This is a genomic window from Paenibacillus sp. FSL K6-0276 (assembly GCF_037977235.1).
GTDB lineage: Bacteria > Bacillota > Bacilli > Paenibacillales > Paenibacillaceae > Paenibacillus_AQ.
Map to the genome: position 1 here is coordinate 858624 of NZ_CP150276.1, position 20442 is coordinate 879065.

The 20442-nt window shown below is 44.9% G+C and carries 17 protein-coding genes; 11 read left to right on the forward strand and 6 right to left on the reverse strand.

Annotation, left to right across the window (positions count from 1 at the left end):
* The first annotated feature begins 138 nt into the window (after positions 1–138).
* Both yaaA and MHH52_RS03770 read left to right on the forward strand, forming a co-directional pair.
* The gene (yaaA, locus tag MHH52_RS03765; RefSeq protein WP_340006736.1) at positions 139–900 is read left to right on the forward strand and encodes a peroxide stress protein YaaA; all 762 of its coding nucleotides are present in this window, start codon (positions 139–141) and stop codon (positions 898–900) included.
* Positions 901–1063: 163 nt separating this feature from the next.
* Complete coding sequence (locus MHH52_RS03770; RefSeq protein WP_340006738.1) at positions 1064–4429, forward strand: HEAT repeat domain-containing protein; 3366 nt, start codon at positions 1064–1066, stop codon at positions 4427–4429.
* A gap of 84 nt (positions 4430–4513) precedes the next feature.
* On the opposite strand, the gene MHH52_RS03775 is transcribed toward MHH52_RS03770, so the two are convergent.
* Both MHH52_RS03775 and MHH52_RS03780 read right to left on the reverse strand, forming a co-directional pair.
* Positions 4514–6289, reverse strand: a complete 1776-nt coding sequence (locus MHH52_RS03775; protein ID WP_313637072.1) for an ABC transporter ATP-binding protein — start codon at positions 6287–6289, stop codon at positions 4514–4516.
* Positions 6276–8081, reverse strand: coding sequence for an ABC transporter ATP-binding protein (locus MHH52_RS03780; protein ID WP_340006739.1), 1806 nt, complete (start codon positions 8079–8081; stop codon positions 6276–6278). Before MHH52_RS03780 ends, MHH52_RS03775 begins: the two co-directional genes overlap by 14 nt.
* Before the next feature lie 238 nt (positions 8082–8319).
* Between MHH52_RS03780 and MHH52_RS03785 the strand changes: the two genes are divergently transcribed.
* Both MHH52_RS03785 and MHH52_RS03790 read left to right on the forward strand, forming a co-directional pair.
* Complete coding sequence (locus tag MHH52_RS03785; RefSeq protein ID WP_313637070.1) at positions 8320–9021, forward strand: ABC transporter ATP-binding protein; 702 nt, start codon at positions 8320–8322, stop codon at positions 9019–9021.
* Between the two features lie 13 nt (positions 9022–9034).
* Positions 9035–11680, forward strand: coding sequence for an FtsX-like permease family protein (locus tag MHH52_RS03790; protein WP_340006740.1), 2646 nt, complete (start codon positions 9035–9037; stop codon positions 11678–11680).
* A 72-nt stretch (positions 11681–11752) separates the two neighbouring features.
* On the opposite strand, the gene MHH52_RS03795 is transcribed toward MHH52_RS03790, so the two are convergent.
* The 3 genes from MHH52_RS03795 to MHH52_RS03805 all read right to left on the reverse strand — a co-directional run bounded on the left by MHH52_RS03795 (position 11753) and on the right by MHH52_RS03805 (position 14026).
* The gene (locus tag MHH52_RS03795; RefSeq protein WP_313637068.1) at positions 11753–12211 is read right to left on the reverse strand and encodes a GNAT family N-acetyltransferase; all 459 of its coding nucleotides are present in this window, start codon (positions 12209–12211) and stop codon (positions 11753–11755) included.
* A 20-nt stretch (positions 12212–12231) separates the two neighbouring features.
* Positions 12232–13224, reverse strand: coding sequence for a DUF4003 family protein (locus MHH52_RS03800; protein ID WP_340006742.1), 993 nt, complete (start codon positions 13222–13224; stop codon positions 12232–12234).
* Between the two features lie 235 nt (positions 13225–13459).
* The gene (locus tag MHH52_RS03805; protein ID WP_340006744.1) at positions 13460–14026 is read right to left on the reverse strand and encodes a TetR/AcrR family transcriptional regulator; all 567 of its coding nucleotides are present in this window, start codon (positions 14024–14026) and stop codon (positions 13460–13462) included.
* 113 nt (positions 14027–14139) lie between these two features.
* On the opposite strand from MHH52_RS03805, the gene MHH52_RS03810 reads away from it, so the two are divergent.
* Entirely contained in the window at positions 14140–14349 is a 210-nt protein-coding gene (locus MHH52_RS03810; RefSeq protein ID WP_340006746.1) for a hypothetical protein, read from the forward strand.
* A 58-nt stretch (positions 14350–14407) separates the two neighbouring features.
* Here MHH52_RS03810 and MHH52_RS03815 read toward each other — a convergent pair whose 3' ends face one another.
* The gene (locus tag MHH52_RS03815; protein ID WP_340006748.1) at positions 14408–15346 is read right to left on the reverse strand and encodes a YafY family protein; all 939 of its coding nucleotides are present in this window, start codon (positions 15344–15346) and stop codon (positions 14408–14410) included.
* A 123-nt stretch (positions 15347–15469) separates the two neighbouring features.
* Between MHH52_RS03815 and MHH52_RS03820 the strand changes: the two genes are divergently transcribed.
* From MHH52_RS03820 to MHH52_RS03845, 6 genes are all read left to right on the forward strand, one after another.
* Positions 15470–15925, forward strand: a complete 456-nt coding sequence (locus MHH52_RS03820) for a VOC family protein (RefSeq protein WP_313637063.1) — start codon at positions 15470–15472, stop codon at positions 15923–15925.
* Positions 15926–15959: 34 nt separating this feature from the next.
* The gene (locus tag MHH52_RS03825; RefSeq protein WP_340006750.1) at positions 15960–16154 is read left to right on the forward strand and encodes a hypothetical protein; all 195 of its coding nucleotides are present in this window, start codon (positions 15960–15962) and stop codon (positions 16152–16154) included.
* 5 nt (positions 16155–16159) lie between these two features.
* Positions 16160–16324: a hypothetical protein gene (locus tag MHH52_RS03830; protein WP_340006752.1), complete on the forward strand. Its 165-nt coding sequence runs from the start codon at positions 16160–16162 to the stop codon at positions 16322–16324.
* A 242-nt stretch (positions 16325–16566) separates the two neighbouring features.
* Positions 16567–17412, forward strand: coding sequence for a transporter (locus tag MHH52_RS03835; protein ID WP_340006753.1), 846 nt, complete (start codon positions 16567–16569; stop codon positions 17410–17412).
* A gap of 143 nt (positions 17413–17555) precedes the next feature.
* Positions 17556–18512, forward strand: coding sequence for an IS30 family transposase (locus MHH52_RS03840; protein ID WP_340003901.1), 957 nt, complete (start codon positions 17556–17558; stop codon positions 18510–18512).
* A 33-nt stretch (positions 18513–18545) separates the two neighbouring features.
* Entirely contained in the window at positions 18546–20237 is a 1692-nt protein-coding gene (locus MHH52_RS03845; RefSeq protein WP_340006755.1) for a hypothetical protein, read from the forward strand.
* Positions 20238–20442: the final 205 nt, after the last annotated feature.

Consider the following 20442-nt stretch of genomic DNA (forward strand, 5'->3'; position numbering starts at 1 on the left):
GCACAAGTGTTCGTATATAAGGAATTTCTTAGATGAGAAAGACTGTAGCCATTCATTCCACCACTTTAGAAGTGAGGGAATTCTGACTACTGGTGGTTAAATTCCCCATGGGGGTAAGAAAAGAGAAAAGGGAGCATCATGAGAATCATTATTTCGCCTGCCAAGAAGATGAAGAGGGACACGGATTTTTTGGATTGCCGCCAGATGCCGCAATTCATAAGCGAGTCGCAGACTCTTCTGGCCTTATTACAAAAGTTGAATTATGAAGAAGCCAAATCGCTATGGAAATGCAATGATGCCATCGCCACGCTGAATGTGGAGCGGATTCGGGATATGGATGTAACACAGAATCTTACACCGGCTATCTTTTCCTATGAGGGTATCCAGTACCAGTACATGGCACCTGGGGTACTTCAAATGGAGGAGCTAGAATATCTTCAGCAGCATTTACGGATATTGTCCGGGTTCTATGGAATCGCTCGGCCCTTTGACGGCGTTGTTCCGTACAGACTGGAGATGCAGGCAAAGCTTAGCGGACCTGGTTTCAATTCTATCTACGAATTCTGGAACAGGAAGCTGGCGGATCAGCTATTTTCGGAGACTGATATCATTCTGAATCTGGCCTCCAAGGAATACAGCAAGTGCATCTCTCCGTATGTTGGTGGAAACGTTCGAATGATTAGCTGTGTATTCGGGCAGGAAATCGGCGGTAAGATAGTTGAGAGAGCGACTCTGGTCAAAATGGCCAGAGGTGAAATGGTACGCTTCATGGCCGAGCGGCAAATCACCTGTGTGGAAGATATCAAAGGGTTCGACGGGTTTGATTTCTGCTTTGCTGATGAGCTGTCGGATGAGAATACGTATGTGTTTATACAAAGACGGAATGAACAGAGTAAGTAGTACTAAAGGTAATCCTGAAGTCGGTTGAACAACCAGCTTCAGGGTTACCTTTATTTTTTGGTCAACGAAACTAGATGTAAAATTCTAGAATTATAAAGGGAATGGATTGCGTTATAGAGAATAAAGTTTGGATGGAATAAGAACAGGTGAAAGAGGAGGACTTATGATTTTTAAAAGAGATCCATTGGACAAACAGAGCTTACTTAAAGAATTAGATTCATTAGGCTATTCCGACAGAAATAAAAAAGTAGCGATATTAGGCCGTGATCATCTTGGATCTGTCCAGTACTCCCAATTACTAGCCTCCTTGCTGGAGGATGGTGTTTATGAAGCACGTCTTGCATTAATCGGTGCCATTGCAACACAGGATGCTGCTATTGTTCTATCAGCACTGCGGCATCCCATGGCAAGTATCAGAAATACGGCTGCGGGTCTTTTGGCAAAGGTGGCTTCAGATGCTGATATTGAACGTGAGCTTCCCCATTTATCACATGATTGCCGCCGCAAGCTGCTGCACAGTATTTCACATATTAACCGTCAGGAATTGGCGGAACGCTTATTGCCTGTGGTGTACGCCCGGTGGGGAGCGGAGGAGGCAGCAATTGTACTGCAGGCTTGTTATTCGGCAACGGTTAGTAAATGGCTTGTTGATATCGGATATGCCATAAAAGACTGGAAGAAATTATCCAGTAGGCATCTTGACGTAGTAGCGGAATACTTTGAAACAACGCTAGAAAGTACACCACCCAGGGAAAAGGGATATGTCTGGTGGAGGTTCTCATCAGCTATGGAGATCCTATGCAATCTGAAGGCGGATCTGGTGCTGGAGTGTGCGATGAATCATGGACCTGAGGGTATCATAAATTCTGCGTTAAAAGAACAACTTGGCACGCTTGTACGCCAAAATCCTAATAAGGTGTATCAGCTGCTGACTCGAACGGAGTCGCGGAGCGATCTGATTACTTATGGTGTGCCTGAAGGGGTTCTAAAAAGAAAAAAATATTTATCCATGGATCAATGGATTGAGATAGCGAAATTACTCGCAGATCACCCTATGCATTTAGCGAAGTTGCTGCATAATATTGCACCTTCCAACCGCAAAGTAATTTTTGATGCCGTGTATGAAGAAGATAAACGCCAAGAACGCATTTTTCCGGAAAGATTACTATATGTATTACCGCATGCCTTGCGTGACAAGGAAGCCACCCGCATGCTTGGCCTTCGTGAAATCAATGATGACCAGGATAGAACAATCAGATTTACTGCTTGTCGTTCTATTCTTCATTCAAGAGCGGGGCTTGAACAAGCAACTAAGGTATCCAGTGCAGACGAACGCGCCACGGCGCTTATGCAGTTGATCAGAAGTACGGTTCTGTCGAGACAGGGTATGAATGAGACTTTGGTGTACTTGGGCCGGATTAGAAATGACCAGGATCCTGTTCGGGGTGTTGTGTTTAAAGAGCTTTCGGAAAGTCCTGCGTCTGTGTTCACGGATGCCCATGTACAAGAACTTACTTTGCTTGTTGATAGTGTTATAGATGCCAGAGATACTTCATATGGTACGAAGTTTTCCGTTCAACAACTGGCATTTGTTATTCTGCGGCATAACGCTTTGCAGCCTCACGGTGAGTTGTTCAAGTTCTCTTTAAATACGTTCCAGAAACTGGCCAAACAGAACGGACAGCTTTCACTTCCATCATTGGAGAAGAATTTGCCCCAAGGAGTAGAAGAGATTATCTTCGACGAAATTTATACATTAGCTGTACAGGCCAACAAAAGAGAAGACTACAATCTGTTGCTTAGCCTGGCTAGCTCATTCGGTAAAAGAGGTTACGGCATCATAAAACTTCAGAATCTGTTAAAAGAAGCAACGAGGGTAAAAGTAGATTCTACAGCCATACAAGCGGCCAGACACTGGCTTGCGCCTCATACAATGCGTGATGCTAGAGTTAAGGAATTATTAGCTTTGGATAAATCGTATATTACAATCCATGAAGTGTTCCAGCATCTGCATCTGAAGCGTCAAGAATGGCTCGATCCCTTTATTTCGGGGGCTACTATTAAGGGCAAGTTCCTATCAGGTAAGACTATCTATCCAGTACCAGCTGCGGATGGATTCTACAGGTGGCTGCCGCGTCAGCAACTAGCATTAAGTTCCTTATTAGAAAAAATTGCATTCGATGCCAAGCGCAGCCATTGGGAGCGTTCAAGCGTTATTAAGATCATGGCAAGTATGCCTGATCTTGGTTCAGATAAGGTACTAGAGCTTCTACAGGATAAGGAAGTAACTGTAGTAGAAGCTGCACTTCATGCCCTTTCACTCATGGAAGAACCGGAGAAGGCACTTCCTGTTCTACTGGAGAATCTGGATGGGGACCGGGCGCGTGTAGCCATGTACTCGATACCTAGATGCATCCGCAGAGTGAATCCGGTGTTACTGGTTTCCATGCTGCAAGAGCTGCTGAATCGGGATAAGCTGAAGATCACTGTCAGAAAAGAGGCCATCCGCTTACTGGGTGCTTATAGAAGCGATGACAGCATTCCGCTATTGATGAACGAGTTCGAGAAACCAAACGCACACAAGGATGTAATCATTGCCATAGGGCATGCTGCGAAACAGCTTTTAGATGATGAGCGCGCTTGGGAGATTTTAAGTGCAATGGCCGCCTCATCAGAAAGTGACATCGCAAGAAGTTTATTATCCCAACAGCCTAATGATCTTCCGCTAGACTATAGACTTCGCTATTTAGAATTAATCATTGAAATTGGAAATCATCCGGATGGGTTTGTTGGCAAGTATGCTTTCAGTTCTATGATGCGGTGGACAAATGGAAATGAAGGCATTGTTGCAGCTGCCACCGCTCGGGCTATTACGGATTTGGAAGACAGCACCAGATGGGAATTTGCTATGAACACGCTGATAGAAACATGCCGCGATGGTAAGGTCAATGAGGTGGTAATCGGTGTTTGTCAGAGACTGGCTAGTGGGGCAATAAGTGATGAATGGAATGCAACTACCAGAAGAGATTTGCCTCATCGGCAACGTCTCCTGAAATTGGTCAACCAGCTAAACTCTTTGCCAAAAATCAACCGGATGCACCTTATATCTTTGTATACGGGACTGATTGACTGTCTAGCATCGGATGAGACTTTACAGCAAGTTGTGATGAAACTGTATATAGCAGTAATAGAATGGAATAACGTGGAGGAATCGGCCGCTTATCTGAATCGGATGGTTAACTTTATTTCAAATCAGCCTCAGCTGTTAAGCGATGCCTACAAGCAGGTCACGCATAATTTAAAAGACAGCATAGGATACTGGAGTCCGGAGACTTTATTGGAAATTGTAGATGTGCTTGGGTCTGAAGGTAGTTACGAATCTCAGTATATCGGACTTTCGTTGCTTGAAGTTGCCGGAAGTGCTCTGCTCTGGAGTCCAGAGGCTGCAGAGCGTTTGAGGGTGTACAGAAATCACACGGATATTGCGGTTCGCTCACTTGCGCTGAATATTTGGACGGCGATAGATTAGTTTTTGATATTATCAAAAAAATGTAAAGGAACAAAAAAGCTCAGGCTGCGAATAGCCCTGAGCTCTTTTGTTGCTTTATATTAATTAAGCTTCCATCTTCTGCGCCGTGTAGAGGCGGTGGTAAAGGCCTCTTTGTGTGATAAGCTCATCGTGTGAGCCGCTTTCTGCGATGCCTTTGTTAGACACGTACATTATGCGGTCGCAGTTTTTTACGGTGGACAGGCGATGCGCGATAATGAACGAGGTACGTCCCTTAAGTAGCTCATTCAGACCTTTTTGCAGCAAGCGCTCAGTCTTCGCATCAATTGAAGAGGTTGCCTCGTCTAGAATGAGAATGCGCGGGTCAGCCAAAAGTGTTCTTGCGAACGAAATGAGCTGCCGCTGTCCCTGAGACAGCTTGGAGCCACGCTCGTTGACCTCTGTCAGGTATCCTTGATCGAATTCACGGATGAATTCGTCGGCGCAAACGGCTTTTGCTGCGGCGATCACTTCTTCCTCGGTGGCATCGAGTTTACCGTAACGAATATTGTCCAAGATGGTACCGGAGAAGATGAAGCTGTCCTGTAGCATAATCCCCATCTGGCTGCGCAGGGACTTCAGCGTAACCTGCGAGATATCCTGATCGTCGATAAGAATCTTACCGCTGGAAATATTATAGAAGCGCGAGATCAGATTGACGACCGTAGTTTTGCCTGCACCTGTTGGTCCCACCAGAGCGATGCTTTCTCCCGCTTTGATCTTGAAGGAGATATTCTCCAGAATATTGAGTCCTGGGTCATACGCAAAGGTTACATCGTCGAAAGTGACATGACCCTCTACAGGTCGCAGTGACTTCGCATTCGGAATATCACTGACGGTAACAGGCTCATCCAGCGTTTCGAAGATACGCTCAAGATAGGCAACGGCGTTGATAAAGTTATTGTACAGGTTCGAAAGATTCAGAATCGGCTGCCAGAAGCGGGCAGCGTAGCTGCTCATTGCTAGGATGACACCGAGGGTCATGTCTTGAGGACTGAGTGTTAGTAAGCCTACAAGAAAAATCAACGATGTAACGATCGTAGACAAGTTGTCTACGGAGAACGGAATAAGTATGTTGTAACGTAGCGCCTTCATCCATTCTGTGCGGAAATTGCCTGCGAGACGTGTGAAGATTCCCTCGTTGCGTTGTTCCCGGGAGAACATTTGCGTCACACCAATACCGCTGATGCTTTCTTGCAAATAGGCGTTCAGGTTGGAGCTTTTGTTGGACACTGCTTGCCAAGCCCGGCGTTGCCGAGTTTTGATCAGCATCATGATGCCAAAGAAGACTGGCAGTCCTGCAAGGATGACAAATGAGAGCCGTACGTCAACGGCGAACATGAAGGCCGCGATAAAGAGCAAATTCACGATTTCTAGAATAAAGTTGATAATACCGTTGGATAACACATCGGAAACGGCATTAACGTAGTTTACGACCCGGATGAGAATCTTGCCCTGCGGACGGTCGTCATAATATTTGAAAGGCAACTCTTGCAGGTGCTTAAACAAATCTGTACGGATGTCAAAAATAATATCCTGCCCAACACTCGTCATGATGCGTGATCGTATGGTAGCTAGATAAACGCTGACCACAATGGTCAGAAGCATCAGCCCAGCCCAGCCCACCAGCGCAAGCTTCGCTTTTGCTGGAATGGTCACGTCGATGACATGCTGCATAATAAGTGGAGCCGATAGTGATATGGCCGCTGAAAGCGCACTGAGTATAAACGCAACAATCATTGGCGTTTTCTTTCGTTTAATGTACACCATCGCACGTCGGAAGTGTTTTATATTAAACGGCGATTCCAGATTCTCATCGACGTCGAATTTATTCCTTGCCACTTGCGGTCACCTGCCTTCCAATACCCTCGTTCTGCAGTTTAAACACATCGTAGTAGTAGCCCCGTTTCGCCAGCAGTTCGGCGTGGGTACCTTCCTCAACCAGCATTCCGCCATCCAGAATGAGGATACGGTCAGCCTGCGCGGTCGTAGATACACGCTGCGCGATAATAATCTTTGTGCAAGGATAATCCAGCTCGCGTAGACTTTTCTGAATATGCTCCTCCGTCTCAAGATCGACAGCAGAAGTCGTATCATCCAGAATCAGGATAGGACGGCGTACCGCTAAGGCCCGCGCCAGCGCAATACGCTGTTTTTGACCTCCGGACAGGCCGACTCCGCGTTCCCCAACAACGGTATCATAACCTTCAGGCATTTTGGTAATGAAGTCGTGTGCGGCGGCGAGCTCGGCATAGGCCTTTGCATCTTCTTCCGGAAGATCAGGATCACCATAGGCGATGTTTCCATCGATAGTATCAGAGAACAAGAGCACATCTTGGGTCGCCATGCCGATATTATCGCGGAGCTCATCGAGCTCCAGCTTTCGGACATCAACGCCGTCGATGAGTACGCGCCCTTCGGCTACGTCGTAGAAGCGAGGAATCAGGTTGATGATTGTTGTTTTGCCTGATCCGGTCGAGCCCATGATCGCTATGGTTTCACCAGGTTCAACGGTAAAGCTAACATCGTCAAGTACGACAGCGCTGTCATATTTGAAACGGACATGATCGAACTCAATACGGCCTTCGTAACGGCGTTTGTCAGTAGACGTATGCTCGTTTACAATATTAGGCTTTGCGTAATAGATATCAACGATTTTGGACAAGCTCGCAAAAAAGCGTTGAATGTCGTTGATGATAATACCGATGTTGCGCATAGGGTTGGAGACGGCCCATATCAGCGAAGAGAAAGCTGTGAATTCGCCAAAGGTAATCCGGCCGTTCATCAGGAACAAACCACCAGCCAACATAAGAATTACGTTGAAGCCCTGAGCGAAGGATTCCAGATAAGGAAAATAATCAAGCCATACAAGGGCGGCCTTTTTGTTCGCCGTAGAATAGTTGACATTCTTCTCTGTGAATTTTTGGACCTCGAACTCCTCGCGAGCAAAAGCCTTGACCACACGGTTGCCTGAAATATTTTCCTGTGTAGTTGTGTTAAGCTGGGACAACCGCTCGCGTAGGTCAATATACATTGGACGGACGCGTTTAGCGAATATGTAAGCCACGATAAAAATGGGCGGTGACAGGATTAGCATCCACAGCGTTAGCTGAGCATCTATGGTGAAAAAATAGATAACAGCAGCAATGAAGATCGTTAGCGATTCAATGATCGTTTTGAAAATCCATGCCATCGAGTGACGAACCATGTCCAAATCCCCGGTCATCTTGGTCATGAGATCCCCGGTTCGGTTACGGTCGTAATATTCTCTGTCTTGTCCCTGAATCTTGTTGTACAAAAAAATCCGGATGTTGTACATCATGTTTTGCGAGGACTTTTCGTACTGCATGGTTGTAAAATAAGCAAGTCCTGTGCGCAGTAGAGAAAATCCAATCATGCCCAAGCAGAGCATAATCAATAATTGCCGTTCTTGTGTAAGATTCTGCAGGGCATTGTCACCCGCTATAAACGTATCGACAATGCGCTGACTGATGTACGGGTTCACAATCGTAAGACTTGAGCCCACCACCGAGAGGCAGAGCGCCAGAATGTACCGTGTTCGGTTTCCCTCTAAGTTCTGCCATAGCCATTTCAGTTCGAACATCTGATCACCTGTTTCTGTTAGTTCTTTCACTCTTGCCTGAAAAGAATGAATAAATCAAGGTGATTATAACACTATCAAATGACTAAGTATCGTTTACGGTAAAATTCCCTTGTTACATTATTGTTACAAAAAAATGAACTTATTAATGATGTGAATTTTACCTTTAGTAATGAGGGTTTGCCATTCGGGCTTGGGCGTTCTAATTATGATAAACTGAAACAATGTAAAGTGATTAAGCTTGGTTTGGATAGAGACAGGAGGATGAGGAATGAGCTTTGTTGCTGTAAAAGGTGAGTACAAGCGTTACAAAATGGGTGAGAGTGTGATCGTCGCTAATGACGGAATCGATTTTGAGATAAATAAAGGTGAGTTTGCTGTGATTGTCGGTCCCAGCGGTGCGGGCAAATCGACGGTGCTTAATATTCTTGGCGGGATGGATTCTGCTGATGAAGGCCAGGTCATTGTGGACGGTACGGACATTGCCAAGTTCGGTGCCAAGGAGTTGACGGGCTACCGCCGCAATGACGTTGGTTTTGTGTTCCAGTTCTACAACTTAGTGCCCAATCTTACCACACTGGAGAATGTCGAGCTTGCATCTCAGATTTCCCCGCGTGCACTAGATGCTCGTAAGGTGCTGGAGGATGTGGGACTGGGAGCGCGGCTGAATAATTTTCCGGCTCAGCTGTCTGGCGGTGAACAGCAACGCGTCGCTATCGCCAGAGCATTGGCTAAACAGCCGAAGTTACTCCTATGCGATGAGCCAACAGGTGCACTAGACTACAATACTGGCAAGCAGGTGCTGAAGCTACTTCAGGATACCTGCCGTAATACAGGGACCACGGTCATCGTAATCACACATAATCTTGCGATTGCGCCAATGGCAGACAGGGTCATTGAGATTAACAATGCTAAGGTACGGAAGATGGTAACCAATCCTTCGCCAGTATCCGTTGAAGATATCGAATGGTAAGGAGAAGGCATCTATGAAAAAGCGCGCATTGTGGAAAGATATTTTTCGTGAAATTAGGCACACCAAGGCCCGATTCATTTCGATTTTTGCAATCATTATGCTGGGCGTTAGTTTTTTTTCCGGCATCAAAGCAGCCGGTCCAGATATGCTGGATACAGCCGGAACCTTTTACCAAGAGACGAGGCTGATGGATCTGAAGGTGCAGACCAACTATGGTTTGACCGAAGATAACATAGATCTGCTGAGCGATGTACCGGGGATCGATGAGGTCCAGCCGAGTTACAGCGCGGATGTGTTCAGCGGAGATAATGCTTTGATACTCAAGGTCCATTCTTACAATTCAGATAAACCTCTTAACCAGTACAGCATAATTAAAGGTCGTCTTCCAGAGAATTCCGGAGAAATCGTATTGGATGACAAGCTGGTCGAAAAGTATGCACTAGGTGACAAAGTAACGTTCAGCGGAGACGGAACGGATGCGGAGCTGTCGAACAACTTTGAGACACTGAACTATACTGTTGTGGGCTTTGTGCGAAGCCCGCAATTTATAGAAAAGAGTACCCGGGGCACAAGTGGGATCGGCAAAGGCATGGCAGATGCGTTCGCAGCGATCCCGGAGTCAGATTTCAAGCTCCCGGTTTACACGGAAGCCTATCTGTCCTTCAAAGATACAGCCGGTATGAAGGCTTATTCACCAGAGTATGAGGCGTTGATCGAACAGCATACCAAGACAGTAGAGCAGGCGTTGTCCAGCGTGCCGGAAGCACGGCTTGCGGAGCTGCGGGCGGAAGGTGAGAAAGAGCTGTCGAGTGGACGTGGCAAGGTGGCCGCTGCCGAGCGTCAGCTCGACGATTTAAAGGGCCAGCCAAAAGTAGTGCAGCAGGAACAAGCTGCAAACATGAAGGCCATTGCCGATGGACTGGTCTCAGCCAAGGCGGAACTGGCCGCAGGGGAGCAAAAGCTTGCAGAACTAGGGCTACCCAAGGTCTACGTCACTGACCGAAACGCCAATCCAGGGTATGCCGAATATAAAGACAACGCTGATCGGTTGTCGGCAATTGCGAGTGCGTTCCCGGTATTCTTTTTCCTGATTGCTGCGCTGGTCAGCCTGACGACCATGACTCGCATGGTCGAGGAGCATCGTTTGCAGATCGGGACACTTAAAGCGCTTGGGTATGGCAACCGTGACATTATGGCCAAATTCTTGGTTTATGGTACGCTTGCCAGCTTGACAGCTTCGGTTGCGGGGCTTGCTCTCGGTTTTACCATGTTTCCAACCATTATCTATAATGCGTACAGTTCGCTTTATAATCTGCCGGATCTTATCAAAAGCTTCTATCCGTCGTATTCCATCATTTCCATTATAGTGGCGCTAATCTGCACTACATTGACGGCTTGGATTGCGGCACGTGTAGAGCTACGTAGCAATGCTTCTGTGTTGATGCGTCCGAAGGCGCCAAAGAGCGGGCAACGGATTTTACTGGAGAGAGTTACGTTTGTATGGAAACGGCTGAGCTTTGTTCAAAAGGTTACCGCACGGAATTTATTCCGCTACAAGCAGCGGATGTTCATGACTGTGTTCGGCGTGGCCGGCTGTACGGCGCTGATCCTGACCGGGTTTGGCCTCAAAGATTCGATCGGTAGCATTGCCCCCCAGCAGTTCGGCACGATTATGAAATATGATGCACTCGTAGCGCTGCATGAAGATGCATCTGCTGATGTGCGGGATGCCTACGAGCAATTGATTACTGGCGAGTCCACCATAACTGGATCACTAAGTGTTGCACAGGAAACGATGAAAGCGCACAGCAGTGGTGTAAATGATCAGGATGTGCATATGTTCATCCCTGCATCTGTTGATTCTATATCCGATTATGTGGAGTTGCGGGATCGAGTGAGTGGAGAAAAATGCACGCTTTCGGACGAGGGCGCTATAATCTCGGAGAAGCTGGCTAAATTATACGGGCTTGAGCCCGGTGACCGGTTGAATGTGGTGGACAAGGATAACGAAACATTCAAGATTAAGGTCGCAGGGATTACAGAGAACTATGTAATGCACTATGTTTATATGACACCTGCGTATTATTCTTCCGTATTTGGACAAGAACCGGTGTTCAACACAGAGCTGCTGAACTATACCACGCACGATAAAGCATGGGAGGACAAGTTCAGCGAGAAGCTAACGGATAATGAGGGAGTGGCTGCGGTCAGCTTCTCCAGTAGCGTAGGCACTGCTTTTGATGACACCATGAAGAGTATGGATGTAGTAACCTTAGTACTCATTGTGTCAGCGGCCGCTCTGGCTTTTGTCGTCCTCTACAATTTGACCAATATCAATGTTTCTGAGCGGATCAGGGAACTGTCAACCATCAAGGTATTGGGATTTTATGATAAGGAAGTAACGATGTATATTTACCGCGAGAATATGCTGCTAAGCTTACTTGGCATTGTGGCCGGATCGGGTCTTGGCATTATATTACACAGCTTCGTCCTGAATACAGCTGAGCTGGATGTGACGATGTTCGCGCCGATTATCAAGTGGCCAAGCTATGTGTATGCCGCACTGTTAACACTGCTGTTCTCGGGCATTGTCATGGCTTTCATGCATATTAAGCTCAAACGGATTCATATGATTGAAGCGTTGAAGTCGGTAGAATAAGCGTTAGTGGATAAGCAAATACCCTTCCAAATATTTTGGAAGGGTATTTGCTTTGAGAAGCGAAGGAATCTTTTAACGTGAGTCGATCGATAACTTCATATGGAGGATAGGGAAAGGATTGCCTTGTTCATCGAGTGCAGAACGCTCAAAAACTTGAAAACCCATATGCTCATAGAAACCTAAGGCTTGCGGATTTTGTTCATTTACATCAACGTAGTGTACGTCCAGTGCCTGTATAGCATAAGCTACGAGCGATTTTCCAATCCCTTTTCCCATTGCAGCAGGTTCTACGAACAGCATTTCAATCTTGTTATCCTGAACACCTATGAAGCCAATCGATTGGTTATGATCATCTATAAAAGCAAGCAGATGACTTATTTGCTCCATCCCCTGTATAACCAGTGGACGCAACGCATCAATGTCCTGTTCAGACAGGAATAGATGCGAATACCGCACGGATGATTCCCAAATATTCAGTAGACGGTATAAACATTCTTCATTTCTATTGGTGATGATTTGTATTGAATCCATGTCTTCCCTCACTGTTCATTTTAATTCGAAGAAGAATTTATAGCCGCAGCGGATGCAGCCGCTGCAGCCCCAGCAAGAGCAGCCTGCTGTGCGATCACAATATTGGTGATACTGGTGGAGAGCATCGAGGTTACAATGCCACTTTGCACATCCTCTACATATTTGAAGGCTACTAGTGCAGCTGACAGTAGTAGCAATTCCTGCTTTGCAATGGACCAGTTGCCAAAGCCTTTTTTGGTGCGTAGTAATTCGTAGGTCTCCGAGACTTCCGTAACCATATCCTTATTGTTGGAGGAGAGCAAAGTTAGCACGCCCAGCGAAGAAAGGGTGTATTCCTTATCCAACCGGATACCATGTGCACGGAACGCGTCTCGTAATGCCAGTACACGGTCCGCTGCTTCTGGGGCTTCTTTTCCAAGAACCAGCACCTGTGTAAGAGCTTGCACGCTGTTTCCCGACATAAATTCGGGCTTTAGTGCAGTATAAAGCTGCTCCATCCGGTCCACGCCGCTGTCGACGTCGATATCGGAAAGGCCGAGCATAGCAGAGAAGATATAATCATCATGTCCGGTAAGAAAACGGTGCTTAGCTTTCATACTGTCGTAAAACATCTTTGCGCGTTCTACCGTACGTTGATACTTATCTGTTGTCGTATTAGCGGCGATTTGATACGCGGCAACGACGAGATAATCAGAGGCTCTGAATTTGACGTCCTTCAATAAGTCATACACGGTCAGGGTGTTTGCAAGCTGTTGTTCCTTGTCAGCAGAAAGAGAGAGTAGCGTAGCAATACTAATTGCCGAGTTACCCCTAAAGGAAGAGAAAATTCCGGTATTCTCTTTAATAAGTTCTTGGCTCGCGCGAATGGCATCCTCATCTGCACTTTTGTTTTCTGCTGTATACAGCAACCCGGCCAAACGACTAACCATTGCATTTTGCCAAGGAAAAGCTTTTTTAATCCTCTGCGCGTTCTCTGCGAACAATTCAATTCTTGCTGCATACTGCTCGTTCATTGGATACACTCCTCATTTACCATCTATTTCATATTAGTACGAAGATTCTTGGATGAGGATTCATTTGTGGCTCAAAATCAAAATTAGTGGTTGACCGTTTATAAACAACAGCTACGGGTTCGGAGGGTTCTTACGATCGCTGTTAAAGCCTGATTTCTGAATTGTAATAGATTATCGGTTGAAATCGGGCTTTAAAGGCGACCACTGACGTTTCTCCAGAATCCCTCCGACCCTGTTAGTTCATAACTAGCTTTTTGGCAGACTCCTTGCCTGCCGAGAGGAGGCTTTCGCTCAGTTCAGGGTCATTTACAGTCCGTGCAAGAACAAGAGAGCCAACCATGGTGCTGAACAGTGCGCTACCTTTGGAGGGGTCAATTCCCGCCAGATCGGAGATAAAAGCAATCATCCGCTCCAGTTCCTGCGTGAATACCTGCCGAACTTCTTCGGAAGAATGAGATATTTCGGCAGAAAGGGCAGGGATAATGCAGCCCATCTCCGTTTTGTCGCGGTGATACGGACTTAAATAATAATCAATGACAGCATTGATTTTGGGGTTCTGCTCTTCCTGGTCCGAGACCTTCTGCAAAAGTGCGATGGTATCGCTGATGGCATACCGGCAGGCTTCGGCGACCAGTTGTTCTTTGTTGTCAAAATGGGAATAAAACCCGCCATGAGTCAATCCGGCTCCCTTCATAATGAATGGAACACTTACATCGTGAATGCCATGGGTGCGAAAAGCCTGGGCGGCACTTTCAACAATCGTATTCCGTACTTTTATTTTATGGCCTTTGGGATAGGGCATCGTAATCACTCCATAGCTTCATAATTCTACTTTTAAAATATTATATTCATCATAATAAAGCCTGTCAATTTAACGATCCTGAGCACTGTTAGCTTATGAAAGGATAAACACGGTTGTTGACGATTCTAAAATATGATGATTATAATATATTACGATCATCATATTTTGGGGCGCTAACAACCTACAGTCAGGAGATGGGGGCGCTGCTGATCATTATTGGCGTTGTGTCCTTATCAATTGGATTACTGGTACTCCGAGAAGCCGGGAAAGCTAATCCCAGCCGGGAACCGCTTGTGAATCTGGAATTCAAAGGCGCCATATAGTTGAGATGCATTGATGAAATAGTAAAGAGGGGTGTAGATCCCTCTTTTTTCGTCCGATTTATATTTTTTGATAGTGACTTAAGAGATTCTCTACTTTATCCTGAATCATTTGTTTTAAGGATTCAGGCTTCACTGATATAACAGAATGACCATATCGCATAAAATAATTAGCTAGGAATTCTTCTTCGCCTGGATTATAGAATCCCCTAATGACTGTTCTATGACCATCTTCTATTTCCATAGAAGGATAATGTTCTTTATAAAAAATATCCTTGGCTTGGTCTGCAATCTCAACTTCAAAGTTAATACTGTTCTCGGATTGATAAATTTCTAATGAACGACTAAGCAATTCATCGATAGAAAAGCGGGCTGTGCTTTCCTCTTCTTCAATGAAGGTTATTCGATCACATCTAAAAACTCTATATGTATTCGTATTTAACTCTATTCCAGCAGCATACCATTGACCAAACTTCGCGGAAATTCTGAAGAATTGAACGGGGTAGCTTTTTGTCTGGTTATTTTTTGTATATTCAATGTTACAGGCGCTCTCATTTAGAATACTTGCTAGGATTTTATCTAAAAAAAGACTAACATGCTTATGCTGATACATTTCAAATTGTAGAACTTTTTTCATTTTATGAATCTGCTTGATTTGTGTATTCGATAGACAGTGCTCGAACTTTTCGTTTAGCTTGTTAACACTTAAATGAAAAGGTGTAGATTGATAAGATTCTAGCGTCAGCATAGCAAAGTACAATGCATACACTTCATCCATAGTGAAAATAATAGGAGATAACAATCTATTTTTTAAAAGTCCATATCGTCCGTGTCTCCCATGCTCCGAAAAAATAGGCATCCCTAATTGTTCTAATGAACTAATATCACGTAGCGCAGTGCTTTTTGAAATATTGTATTTCTCCATAAGGTCACTTAGATTAAAAAACTCTCGCCCGTTTAAGTATCTCATCATGTCATTTAATCGTTCTGTTTTTTTCATAATATAAGGCTCCTTATTAAGGTGTCATGTTTTGATACCTTTATATATGATAATAAGTTTAAGGTTATTTATCAAATGGATAAGATATTTACCTAAAATCATGATTTAAAGGAGAGTTATACAATGAGCACAACATTAGAAATAGCTATTTTTTTGTCCATGAACGGAAAAGCAAAGGAAGCTATTGAATTTTACAAAAAACATTTTGAGGCAGAGGAATTGTTACGTGTTACTTATCAACAACTAGCAGAACGTGACAGTTCCATACAGCTTACTGATGAAAATAAGGATTACATTACTCACTCAGTCCTAATAATTGGAAAAACAAAAGTGATGATAGCAGAAGATACAATGAATACGAGTGAGAAATATACAGTGGGTAATAACACTTCATTATGTATTCAAAGTGCTGACTTAGAGGAAATTGAAGGTTTTTATAAAAGCTTAGTCACAGATGAGCGTGTAAAAATTATTGCTCCTTTATCTAGTAATGTGTTTAGCAAAGCCTACGGGATCATTGAAGATCCCTTTGGTTTACAAATCCAATTAATGTTTGATGAGAGATTGCAATCGAAATAAAAAGGCAAGCAGCTGAGAAAGGGGGAGCAGAGTAATGTCTCATACGAATGTAAACAACATGGAAGAAATATACCGCATTGGGATTGATGTCGGCGGCGGAAGCATTCTCGTAGCAGATAAGCTTGAAGGTGTAGCGTGGATTGTAAGACCGGATCACTATGATGCTGCGAATGCGATTGGCGCTGCATTAGGTGAGGTGAGCGGGAGACAGAACGGATTTATTCCTTAGACGAAATGTCTTATGACGAGGCTAAGGAAGATGCTCGCAACCATGCGATAGAACAAGCCGTTCTTGCCGGAGCAGATCGCGAGACTGTACAGATCGTATTGTCTGAGGATATTCCGATTGCCTACTTGCCGGGCAATGCCTTGCTGGTAAAAGCGGCAGGACGTTTATAAGATGATTATGGAGCTGCCTTGAGGAATGAACTCTCTTCGAGGCAGTTTTTTTGAAATATAAGAAAGTATAAGTTTCACGCTATACATTATCCTTATATTTCTCGCATAAACGCATACCGTCCTTTAGGGACGCCGAAGGCGTTTTTGCTTACCTATACAACTCTATCACCAAGGAAGAAAGGGTATTTAGAAAAGCTGTCGAAGTGGGTTATGTACATATTTTAACGATGGGAGAGAGGACAATGAAAGTGATTAGCACATTAGAAATCGTAGATGTACAGACAGGGGAACGAACTGCGCTCCGCTCGTTTGATTACTTAATCGAGGCACCCAATTGGACGAGCGATGGTAAGCGTCTTATTTATAATAGTCAAGGTTGTCTCTATTCGTTCGACATAGCAACCTGTGAGAGTGTTCGTATTGATTCGGGATTTGCTACGGAATGTAATAACGATCATGTTCTGTCTTTTGACAACACTAAGATCGCAATTAGTCATCATACGAAAGAAGATAGTAAATCTCGTATATATACTCTTCCCATGGAGGGTGGCGAACCGGTTCTAGTTACACCGAATGCTCCAAGCTATTTACATGGTTGGTCTCCAAATGGTGCTGAGTTAGCTTATTGTGCAGAGCGCAAGGGTCAGTATGATATTTATACCATTCCAGTATACGGAGGAGTTGAGGTACAACTGACGGATTCGCCTGGACTAGATGATGGACCTGAATATTCGCCAGACGGAGAGCATATTTGGTTCAATTCGGTGCGTACAGGGCTGATGCAGGTGTGGCGAATGAATGCCGATGGCAGTGAGCAGACACAGATGACTTTTGACGAGAGTAATAACTGGTTCCCGCATGTATCGCCAGATGGACAGACGATAGCATACCTTAGTTACCGTAAAGGAGATGTAGCTCCTGGCGATCACCCTGCGAATAAGGATGTTGAGATTCGATTGATGGCAAGCACGGGAGGCCCTTATCGTACACTAGTACAGCTGTTTGGAGGACAAGGTACGATAAACGTGAATTCGTGGTCTCCTGATAGTAAGAGATTGGCATTTGTAAGTTATGTGGTGGAGGAATAGGCGTAAATTACCGATAAAAATAATAGTGTTTTTATTTATACGACGGATTGTAATATGAAGTGCGACAGCTAAACAGAGAAAGCCCATGGGGATTCGTGTAGAATGAAGTTACCACACACCATTCACACAAGGAGAATCACACCATGGGTTACACTCATCTTAGCATAACGGAGCGAAGCAAACTAGAAGTACTATACGGATTGGGATGGTCTAGTCGAGCGATTGGGGCAGAACTTGGACGTCATCACTCCGTCATTGCCAGAGAACGGAAGCGAGGAGGCAAGGGAAATACCTATCTTGCTGAGACCGCTCAGATCGCGTATAGCGAACGTCGACAAGGGAGTAAGTCGACAGGTCGTTTCACCGCGGAACTGGCCGGAGAGATCAATGAGAAACTCCGACTTACCTGGTCGCCCGAGCAGATTGCTGAACAGCGTAGAGCCAGTGGTCAACCCTTCGTATGCTTCAAGACGATCTACCGTTGGCTATATGCAGGTCGTCTGGTTGCAGGCGAAGTAAAGGTGCTACGGCATAAGGGTAAACGACGTAAACCACTGGAGACACGTGGTCGATTCCTCGTGGGGAAAACCATTAGTCAACGGCCAAAGGGAGTACGAAAGAGAGATTCCTTCGGGCACTGGGAACTAGATACGGTGGTTTCCAGCCGAGGAAAAAGCCGTGCTTGTGCCGCGACCTTTATCGAGCGCAAGACACGGATGTATCTGGCCGTAAAGATGCCCGACCGTACCGCTCATTCGATGGAGATCGCCTTTGGTGTTGTGGCTAGCCAGTATCCGCAAGAAACTTTCCGAACGGCTACTGCGGATCGAGGAAAGGAATTCGCCTGCTATAGCGCTCTGGAAGCCTTTCATGGACTGGATGTCTACTTTGCTGATCCCTACTCGTCCTGGCAACGAGGGTCTAACGAGAATGGCAACGGACTCCTTCGAGAGTTCTTTCCCAAAGGCCATGATTTTGCACAAGTTTCAGATGAGGAGCTTGCCCACGCCCTAGATCTCATCAACCACCGCCCCCGGAAATGTCTGGGGTGGAAGTCTGCTCACGAATCTTTCATGTCCGAAGTGTCGCACTTAGCTTGACAATCCGTCATACATAAATGGGGGAAAAGTTGGATGAAGAGGATTTTTAGTGTTTTGTTAATTGTATTATTAGTTATACCAGCACTCGGCACTACAACCTTTGCGAGCAATACGGTGAAGGCTAAGGTGACCGAGAGCAGTACATATTTTGATGGAGAACAAAAGGATCTGAATGGGTTCAATATTTCGAACAACAATTATTTCAGACTGCGCGATTTAGCGGAGTACTTCTCGGGAACAACGAGTCAATTTGATATCACTTGGAATAAAGCAAACAATGCGATCGAGATCATAACCGGGCAAGCGTATACTCCCGAAAAGAAAGCTAGCAGCAACTATTATAGTAGCAATAGAAATTACTCTGCCACGCTTTCAACCTCCAAAGTACTAGTGGATGGACAGCTGCAGTCTATTACGGCGTACAATATTGATGAGAATAACTATGTTCAGTTGCGAGATTTGGCGGGAAAGATTCCATTCGATATCGAATATGACGTTCAGTCAGATCGTATATCGTTGTTCTCCAAAATTCCAGATCACGCTTACCGGGTGAAGACGGCGGTGGGAACCGAAAGTAACGCTGTATCTTCTTATTTTCCTAGATGGAAAAGTACGGTCACTTCCTATCTTGTGAATAATAATGATGGGACTGTAAGTGTCCTTGAGGCGAATAAGGAAGTTACGATTGAATCGTATAATGAGAAGTTTGAACTAACAGGTAACAAAAGTATTCCTTTTGAGCTTCCGATATTTGGCGGTTTCTATAGCGGGGAGAAGTATAACTATATTGCTTTTGGACAAGAGAATCGCGAAGAGAATGATAACAAAGAAGTGATTCGCATTGTTCGTTATGATAAAAGCTTCAATAGAGTAGATAGTGTCTCCATTAAGGGTGGGGAGAGTTATACGGTTAGCCCTTTTGATTCAGGATCTGGTAGTATGGCTGAGGCTGGGGATACGCTTGTATTCCACACCTCACGTACACGGTACACGACAGAAGATAAATTAAATCATCAGTCCCAGCTCACGATTATCGTGAATACCCAAACCATGACCGTGACCAATGATCTGGGAAGATTCCAGAAGAATCATGTCAGTCACTCTTTTGATCAATATGTATTGTTTGATGGTGCTACTCATGTTCTAGTGGATCATGGTGACGCCTATCCTCGTTCGATTGTCCTGAATAAAGGAGACGGAACCAGCTATAACGAGGTGGACCTGTTTAATATCCCCGGCAAAATCGGAGCGAACGCCACCGGCGTTTCTATAGGCGGATTTGAGATGTCTTCGGCGAACTATATTGTCGCTATGAATACGATTGACCATTCGCTAGTCAAAGAATATACGTCTTATGAGATGGTAGGACTGGAGAAGGACCAGAGAGATATCGTTCTTAGTGTACTGCCAAAAGCTAACCTGTCTAGCACGTCAGTGAACCACATCACCTTGGCTAAATATGTAAGTGCGAACCAGATCGCTTCCATTCCTAAACTGGTGAAAATAACAGACGACAAGCTGATGGTGTTGTGGCAGGAATTTGATAAGGAACCGGGCGACCTGAAATATGTTCTTATAAATGGAGAAGGCACAGCCACTGGCGACATCCAAACGATTAAGAACTTTGCACTATCAGAATGCAGCCCTATCATTAGTGGCAACAAAATTGTCTGGTATACCAACAACAATGGATATCGAGTATTTTACTCGATCCCATTAAATTAATTTACAATCTTATTTTGAATTGTAAGTAGCATACACGAGCGATTTAATTCGCATTAACATCAAAAGGTTATCCCGTACATGCCAATATGAGGTGTATAGGATAACCTTTTTTCACCAAACCTATATGCCGTTTCCTATCGATATTCTCGTTTACAAAGACGCGCTAACATTTGTACCCCTGATCATCTAACAAAAAAACACCCGT